This window comes from Synechococcus sp. OH2, assembly GCF_047462155.1.
Classification (GTDB): domain Bacteria; phylum Cyanobacteriota; class Cyanobacteriia; order Thermostichales; family Thermostichaceae; genus Thermostichus.
This window is the reverse complement of record NZ_JANSIR010000096.1, coordinates 3,707-11,363: the sequence shown is the minus strand read 5'-3', so window position 1 is coordinate 11,363 and position 7,657 is coordinate 3,707. Positions and strand designations below refer to the sequence as shown.

Sequence of the window (7,657 nt, the reverse complement as noted above, 5' to 3'; positions counted from 1 at the left end):
TTAGAACTATACCATTGGCGAGCGACTCAGGTCGCTCAAGGACTACGCCCTGCTAACGCGAACGGGCTTTTCCGCCCCGTACTTTAGCACGGGGCTATCCAGCTGCCCCGCTGTGTCGCCACCCTGCCAGAGCCAAAACCGAGGGCCCCCAAACCGTCTCTGTTGCTGCCTGGGGATCCCAACTCTTGCCTAGGCCAGGATGGCGGCCGCTCCCGCGAGAGCTTCCTCCCGCAGCAGGGCAGCTTTGTCAGTGCGCTCCCAGGGCAGATCCAGATGGGTTTGCCCGAAGTGCCCATAGACCGCCACGTTTTGATAGAAACGCCCTCCCCTTTGGCGGGGCAACTCTCGCAGTTGGAACTGCGCCAGGATGGCCGCCGGCCTCAGGTCGAAGTGGCGCTGCACCAGCCGCAGCAGAGCTTCATCGGGGATACGGCCGGTGCCAAAAGTTTCCACCAGAATGTTGATGGGACGAGCTACCCCAATCGCGTAGCTGACCTGCACCTCGCATTTTTGCGCCAGGCCAGCGGCCACAATGTTCTTGGCCACATAGCGGGCGGCATAGGCGGCGCTGCGATCCACCTTGGTGGGATCCTTGCCGGAGAAGGCCCCGCCCCCATGACGGGAATAGCCGCCGTAGGTATCGACGATAATCTTGCGGCCAGTCAGGCCAGCATCCCCCTGGGGGCCACCAATGACGAACTTGCCAGTGGGATTGGTGAGGAAGCGGGTGTTGCTGTCGGGTTTAATGGACAGCTCGGCAAACACTGGCTTCACCACCGCCTCCCAGAGATCGGCGCGGATCCGCTCCTGCACCGCCGCCTCGTCTGTAATGGCACCGATGGTCGGCGTGTGCTGGGTAGAGATCAGCAGAGTGTGAATGCCCACCGGGCGCCCCTCCTCATAGGCCACGGTTACCTGCGTTTTGCCATCCGGGCGCAGGTAGGGCAGGGTGCCGTTTTTGCGAACCGCGGCCAACTGGCGGCTGAGGCGGTGGGCCAAGCTGATGGGCAGTGGCATCAGCTCAGGGGTTTCATCGCAGGCGAAGCCAAACATCAAGCCCTGATCCCCGGCCCCGATCAAGTCGAATTCATCTTCCTGGGATGCGCGACTTTCCAGAGCCAAGTTCACTCCCTGGGCAATGTCGGGAGATTGCTCATCGAAAGCCACCAACACCGCGCAGCTTTCTGCGGAGAAGCCGTTCCTGGCGTCGGTATAGCCAATTTCGGCCACCTTGTCCCGCACCAGCCGGGTGAAGTTGACATGCGCCTGCGAGGTGATCTCCCCCGTCAGGATCACCATGCCCGTATTCACCACCACCTCTGCCGCCACTCGACTTAAGGGATCCGCCGTCAAGAGGGCATCCACGATGGCGTCAGAGATCTGGTCGCAAATTTTGTCGGGGTGCCCTTCTGTCACCGACTCCGAGGAAAACAAAAACGACTTGGACAACGAACCTCTCCTTAAGACGAAACAGATACAACCAAGAACTGCCCAAAAAGCAGAGCCTGCTGCTGCCGTTCATCATCCGCTGGCCTGAGCAGGGATCCCTTCTGGCTCAGCCGAGCCAGAGAGCAGACCTAGGCCGCGGCCGACGCAGGAGTAAGAGCACCCTATCGCACCGAGGACTTCGCCGCCGAAGCAATAGAGCCTTGCTCTGCTGCTGCAACCAGAGCTATTGGGAAGCGCTAAGAGGCGAAGTTGCCAGAAAACTCCCCTGCCAAGAGGACTGTCCTCTGGAGAAAGCTTTATTCCTTTATCTTTCGGTTACTGACTAACCGCAGGAGTTAGCACCGTAGCGGAGACTTCCGCCGGTTGCCGCAGCTTCGTTGGGCCTGATCCCTCAGTCTGCTCTGGATAAAGAACGGAACTTGTCCTTATCGTACCCCTAACCTCTCCGCATTTGTCAAAAAAATGCACTCCGGGCAGGTCTCAGCCAAATAGCTCCTGCCACCAGTCGGTGGCCTGGGCAGCCCTGAGAAAAAAGACGCCCGCCAAGCCCAGAGGGAAGAGAACTCCCAGAAAGCCAACCGCCCCCAGTGCCCAAGCCAAGCGATGCAGATGCCTTTTGCTGGCAGCGCCCGCGGTTGTTTCCGCCAAGACGGCCAACATCGATCCCAGGGCCGCCAACAGGGATCCCCCCAGCCCGGCCAGATAGGCGGCCCCCAGCCACGGCTGTAACTGGGCGGCAGAGGCAATTTGCAAACGGGGCAGGACTTGAAAACACCCTACCGCCAGCACGGCCCAGATGAAGGAGTACATCAGCAGGCTATCTCGAAAAGCGGTAGCCGGTTCTTTCATGATCCCAGCCCAATCCAGCCAGAGGTAGGATAAAAGCAGTTTGCTGGGGAAGAGCTTGCTCGGCCGACCCGAGTTTCCTCTGATTATGGCCCAACCCGCCATGTCTGACCTCTCTGCACCGGCTTGGGGATCCCACTCGACAACAGAGCCTGAGGCTGTTGGCGTTGGCAATTGCGGGACGGAGTCTCTAGCGGGCACAGAGACTGACCTCAACCAGTGGCACCGCCGCAGAATGCAGCACCGCCAGCAAATCCAGCGGCAGCGCCTATCGGGCATGCGCGACGACAAGGGCTTGATCATCGTGCATACAGGGCAGGGCAAAGGCAAGAGCACGGCTGCTTTCGGCATGATCTTCCGTGCCCTCGGCCAAGGCTTGTCGGTGGGGGTAGTGCAATTCATCAAGGGGGCCTGGGATCCGGGGGAAGCCAAGCTGTTGCGCCAGTTGGCCGCCCATCCGGAGCTGGGCCTGGGGAAAATCGCCTTTTACGCCATGGGGGAAGGTTTTACCTGGGAAACCCAGGATCGCGAGCGGGATATCGCCCATGCGCAGGCGGCCTGGGCAAAGGGGCGGGAGCTGCTCAGCAGCGGCGAGTACCACCTGGTACTTTTGGATGAGATCAACGTCGCCCTCAAGCTGGGGTACCTCTCCCTGGAGCAGGTATTGGCCGGCCTGGCCGAAAAACCGGAGCGGGTGCATGTGATCCTGACCGGGCGGGGCGCGCTGGCTGCCCTGATCGACCGGGCCGACTTGGTAACCGAGATGACCTTGGTCAAGCATCCTTTCCGCGACCAGGGGATCAAAGCGCAAATCGGCATTGAGTTCTAGTCCTTGGGTAGGGCAAGATGGCCATTCTGGTGGCGGCAGCCACAAGCGGCAGCGGCAAGACCACTGTCACGCTGGCTCTGTTGGCCGCTCTCAGGCGGCGGGGCCTGCGCATTCAGCCCTTCAAGGTGGGGCCGGATTACATTGATCCCCTGTTCCACACAGCGGTGAGCGGGATCCCCTGTCGCAACTTGGATCCCTTTTTAACCGATGAGAACTTTGTGCAGCGCTGCTTTCGCCACCACTGCCAAGGCAAAGATGGAGCAATTGTAGAGGGAGTGATGGGCCTCTTCGATGGACGAGCGCCCGCATCCCTGCCCGGCGAGACAGAACCCTTTTTGGCCAGCAGCGCCCACGTGGCCCGCCTGCTGGGGATCCCTGTGGTGTTGGTTATCGACGGCAGCGGCCTGGGAATGACGGTGGCCGCTCTGCTCTACGGCTTGAGCCGCTTTGATCCCCGCCTCACCATTGCCGGGGTGATTTTCAACTGTGTGGCCTCAGAGCGGCACGGCCAGATTTTACAGCAAGCGGCGGCAGCGGTAGGGATCCCGGTCTTGGGCCAGTTTCCCCGCCGTGAGGATCTGCGCCTGCCCAGCCGCCACCTGGGGTTGGTGCCCGTCTCAGAACTGGATCACTTCCCCCGCTGGCAGGAGACCTGGGCCGACCTGGCCGAGCAGCATCTGAATTGGGATGAGCTACTGCCCTTGATTCGCTCCTTGCCGCCGGCAGTGGGGGAGCTGTGGCCAGAGATTTCCCCACAACCGCGTCGGGTTCGGGTAGGGGTGGCCCGCGATGCCGCCTTTAACTTCTACTACGCCGACAACCTAGATCTCCTGCGGGCCTGTGGCGCCGAGCTGCTGGAGTACTCTCCCCTGCAGGTGGGGCTGTGGCCCCCGGATCCCTGCGATGGCCTGCTGCTGGGGGGCGGGTTCCCAGAACTGTTTGCCGCGACCCTCTCCGAAAAAATAAGCCACCGCCCACCGCCGCCCGCCCATCCACCCCTCTATGCCGAATGCGGCGGGCTGATGGTGCTGGGACGATCCCTCACCGATTTCAAGGGAAAGACCTACCCCCTGGCCGGGCTGCTGCCTATCCAGGTGGACATGGGCGACCGGCTGTGTCTGGGCTACCGCGAGGCCACTGTCCTGCGCCCAACCCTGCTGGCCAAGGCCGGGGATCGCCTACAAGGGCACGAATTTCACCGCTCCCGCAGCACCCCTCTCTCCCCCAACCCAATCTACATCTGGGGATCCCCGCCTCACCAGGAAGGATGGACCAGCCAGCGCCTGCACGCTTCCTACCTGCATCTCCACTGGGGATCTCGTCCCGATCTGGCAGTGCGGCTACTCCAGAATTTCTTAAGGATTGCTCAAGGCGCTCCTGATCCCGCCTAAAATGAAGCAGCGATGTAGCCCAAGTCTCCTGTTGTCGCGTCCGCCTCAGCCGCTTTTTGGGCCTCGCCTCAACAGGGTGCTGGTCATTGTCCAAAAAAACCTGCCAGCCTGCTCTGGGAGCGGAGATCGGCAAGTTGGATGCAAATTCAAAGCAGGGGAGTGATAAAGATCGCCATTCAGGGGCCAAAATCCGCTCCGATAGCAGGTTTCACCGATCCCCAGTTGCTCTTTGAGACTCTTTAAGCAATCAGTCTCCCTCCTTCCAAATCCGCAGGCCACAACATCGAGTGTTTCCCTCTAGTTATCCGTGATATTCCTGAGTCTTTTCTCAGCATCATTCCTCGGGAACTTACCCTAGTTCCATCCGTCTGTAAGGCCTAGCCCCGCCACAATTGCCCCGGCCAGGCAAAATCTTCACTGATAAAGCCCTTCAGGATCAGGGCCCAAGCCCCACTGCAGGAAAACTGACCGGTTCTTGGCAGAGAGCCGAGACCAGCAGGCAAGAGTTTTGAATTAGGGTAAACTTTAATGTCTCTTCCGAGAAGAGTGTTAAATACTACATCCTACTGCCTTAGACTTTACATAGCGTGCTATTTGGTCTTCAGTAGCCTTGGTTGATCTCTGGAGAGAGGCTAAATGGATCCCTTTCTTGAGGATTTGTCGATTGTTATGCTAGATCTGACTCTAAGTGACTAGGCATAAATTACTAGAATGCGCCCCCAATGGGCCAACTCACTATAGGAGGAGTGTGATGTTCGCACGGTTGGCGGAGCAATACCGCAGCTACGTTCAAGACCTGGTGATGAGTTTGCAGGCTCTGGCCATCGTTTTGGAGAAGCGGGGCTACCCGGCTTCTTGCTACACCTGCGGCACCTCATTTGAGAGCGCCTCCTTCATGGTCAGCTTACGGGAGGGGCACTTGATTCGCTTTTTGGTTTCCGAATGCTCTATCAGTTGGACGGAGATGCGGGATGACCGGGAGCTCATGAAGCTAGAAGGGGCAGAAGCCATTCGCCAACTCCAGGATCTGGCAGAGCTGATCAAAGACGATCTGGCTGCTGCTGCGCCGGCAGAAGCTCTGGCCACCAGCAGTTGATTCCCATGCAACTGGGCAACAAAGACAGCCTACGATCCCCTGAACTTCACTTCGGCTAGGCCAAGCTCTGGGCGCCTCCCCAGACTCTTGCCAGCGCCCAAGAGACCCTCTACTTCCAGTACTCACTACAGTCCTTTATACCCCCAAGGGGATTCGAACCCCTGTCGCATCCGTGAAAGGGATGTGTCCTAGGCCTCTAGACGATGGGGGCATCCCAGAAACGACGCGATCCTGATTGTAAAGAGGGAGGTTTAATTTTGTCAACTTAAATCTTTCTCATGTCCTCTCCTAGTCGGCGTCTCCCGAGTCCCGTTCTGCCAAGTTCAGGATCAAAATCCCCAGCAGAGCCAGGCCCAGCAAGCTGGCAATCACGAGGGGTTCACCTGGGATCACATCCATGCTATGCCTCAATCTGTCAACGCTACAGGCTGCCGGCTCCCAGCAACACAGTACGGCCCGGGGGCGGCAAACCGTCCTAGGCGGAGCAGACGTCCGGTGGCTTACACTACACTAAAAAGTAATAACCCATCGCTTGGACTGGCATGATTCCCACCGTTATCGAGCAATCTGCACGCGGCGAGCGCGCCTTTGATATCTACTCGCGTCTATTGCGGGATCGGATCATCTTCCTGGGCACCCAGGTGGATGACGACATTGCCAACCTGATCGTGGCCCAGATGCTCTACTTGGAATCCGAAGACCCCGAGAAAGATATTTACCTCTACATCAACTCTCCTGGCGGCTCCGTCTACGCCGGTATGGCCATCTACGACACCATGCAGCACATTCAGCCGGATGTCTCCACCATCTGCATTGGGTTGGCCGCCAGCATGGGAGCCTTTTTGCTGGCAGGGGGCGCCAAAGGCAAACGCATTGCCCTTCCCCACGCCCGCATCATGATTCACCAGCCCCTCGGTGGAGCTCAGGGGCCAGCCACCGACATTGAGATTCAGGCCAAAGAGATCCTCTTCATCAAAAACAGTCTCAACAGCCTGCTTGCCTACCACACCGGTCAGCCCCTGGAGCGCATCGAACGCGATACCGACCGCGACAACTTTATGACTCCAGAGCAGGCCAAAGAATACGGCCTCATCGACCAGGTGATTACCAGGAGACCCCAACCATCCTTGGCCGCCGTTTCTTAACCCCTCTGGCCGCTGCAGACAAACCCACCTAGCTCCCTTCTCAAGGGAGCTTTTGGCTTTTTCAGGGATCCCACCCTAAGGATATTAAGAAAGCCAAAGAAATCTATATTTTCGGCCCCAAGCCAGAAGCCTCACTTTAACCAAACTAATCGAACTCATAAAGAAAGTAATGATCAGCCCATCATTGCGGATGATAACTTAGGATTAAACCAGTGTGGATCTATATCTGCCGAGATTCTAGCTTAGACACTGTCTAGAGGTCTTCCCACTAGGTTTACAAAATCCAGTGCGTCGAAGCTAGCAATTGGAGGCGCTTGAGAAGGAGGGTTCAGGACTTTCATCTGTGTAGATGAAGTGTGTCTTGAAGCCCAAGTATGACCTCACAGGTGTGGGGCAGGCTCATTCCCAAAAACCCGGTGGTCTGGGGTTTTGCCCCTGGGTTTTTGCATCTTGGCTACATTTGTGAATGGCATTTTTGTCATGCGTTAAAGGGAGATCAACGTGGCCTACTCAGCAACCCAAACCAAAAAGGGCTATCAAGCCGGCGTCAAGGATTATCGACTCACGTATTACACGCCCGATTACACGCCCAAGGATACTGATATCCTGGCCTGTTTCCGGGTTACTCCTCAGCCGGGCGTTCCCCCCGAAGAGGCCGGGGCGGCGGTGGCGGCTGAGTCCTCGACCGGTACCTGGACAACGGTATGGACAGATTTGCTCACCGACTTGGATCGGTATAAGGGCCGCTGCTACGACATCGAGCCGGTTCCGGGCGAAGAGAATCAATACTTCTGCTTCGTCGCCTATCCGCTGGATCTGTTCGAGGAAGGCTCGGTCACCAACATGCTCACCTCGATCGTGGGCAACGTCTTCGGCTTCAAGGCCTTGAAAGCGTTGCGGC

The 7,657-nt window shown here is 58.3% G+C and carries 6 protein-coding genes, 1 tRNA gene, 1 pseudogene and 1 riboswitch; of the genes and pseudogenes, 5 read left to right on the top strand and 3 right to left on the bottom strand.

The features are described from left to right. Positions 1–189 precede the first annotated feature (189 nt). Together metK and NW835_RS09665 are read right to left on the bottom strand one after the other, a co-directional pair. A complete protein-coding gene (gene metK, locus NW835_RS09670) occupies positions 190–1,434 on the bottom strand; it encodes a methionine adenosyltransferase (RefSeq protein WP_414376610.1) in 1,245 nt (414 codons plus the stop codon). 316 nt (positions 1,435–1,750) lie between these two features. Then, positions 1,751–1,861, bottom strand: a riboswitch (SAM riboswitch). 68 nt (positions 1,862–1,929) lie between these two features. Next, positions 1,930–2,298: a hypothetical protein gene (locus tag NW835_RS09665; protein WP_414415171.1), complete on the bottom strand. Its 369-nt coding sequence runs from the start codon at positions 2,296–2,298 to the stop codon at positions 1,930–1,932. 100 nt (positions 2,299–2,398) lie between these two features. Between NW835_RS09665 and cobO the strand changes: the two genes are divergently transcribed. The 3 genes from cobO to NW835_RS09650 all read left to right on the top strand — a co-directional run bounded on the left by cobO (position 2,399) and on the right by NW835_RS09650 (position 5,611). Then, a complete protein-coding gene (gene cobO, locus NW835_RS09660) occupies positions 2,399–3,124 on the top strand; it encodes a cob(I)yrinic acid a,c-diamide adenosyltransferase (protein ID WP_414415170.1) in 726 nt (241 codons plus the stop codon). A 17-nt stretch (positions 3,125–3,141) separates the two neighbouring features. Beyond that, positions 3,142–4,515, top strand: a complete 1,374-nt coding sequence (locus tag NW835_RS09655; RefSeq protein ID WP_414415169.1) for a cobyrinate a,c-diamide synthase — start codon at positions 3,142–3,144, stop codon at positions 4,513–4,515. A gap of 751 nt (positions 4,516–5,266) precedes the next feature. Beyond that, positions 5,267–5,611: a DUF1815 family protein gene (locus NW835_RS09650; RefSeq protein WP_414363811.1), complete on the top strand. Its 345-nt coding sequence runs from the start codon at positions 5,267–5,269 to the stop codon at positions 5,609–5,611. 138 nt (positions 5,612–5,749) lie between these two features. On the opposite strand, the gene NW835_RS09645 is transcribed toward NW835_RS09650, so the two are convergent. Beyond that, a tRNA-Glu gene (locus NW835_RS09645) sits at positions 5,750–5,822 on the bottom strand. Positions 5,823–6,153: 331 nt separating this feature from the next. Here NW835_RS09645 and clpP point away from each other — a divergent pair. Both clpP and rbcL read left to right on the top strand, forming a co-directional pair. Beyond that, positions 6,154–6,756, top strand: coding sequence for an ATP-dependent Clp endopeptidase proteolytic subunit ClpP (clpP, locus tag NW835_RS09640; protein WP_011430060.1), 603 nt, complete (start codon positions 6,154–6,156; stop codon positions 6,754–6,756). A gap of 501 nt (positions 6,757–7,257) precedes the next feature. Then, a pseudogene (gene rbcL, locus NW835_RS09635) lies at positions 7,258–7,657 on the top strand (ribulose-bisphosphate carboxylase large subunit); the annotation flags it as partial.